Annotated in this window: 1 pseudogene; it reads left to right on the forward strand. The window is 63.1% G+C overall.

Features of this window, described 5'->3' with window-relative positions:
• Window positions 1-255 (forward strand): annotated as a pseudogene (locus SB751_RS32960) (DSD1 family PLP-dependent enzyme); the annotation flags it as partial.

Consider the following 255-nt stretch of genomic DNA (forward strand, 5'->3'; position numbering starts at 1 on the left):
CTGGTCATGCACAACGTGGGCGTGTGCGCGCTCGAAGACATCGCGCTCAGCGTGCTCGCCACCGTGATCGGCCACCAGGCGGATAAAGGCTGGGCGATTCTCGACGCGGGCTGGATGGCGATGAGCCGCGATCGCGGCACGTCGAGGCAATCGCACGATTTCGGCTACGGCCAGCCGTGTTTGCTGAATGGCACGCCGCTTGCCGGTTACGTGGTGAGCGGCGCCAATCAGGAGCATGGGATTCTTTCATTAACG

It is taken from the genome of Cupriavidus sp. SIMBA_020 (assembly GCF_046535395.1).
GTDB classification, from domain to species: domain Bacteria; phylum Pseudomonadota; class Gammaproteobacteria; order Burkholderiales; family Burkholderiaceae; genus Cupriavidus; species Cupriavidus campinensis.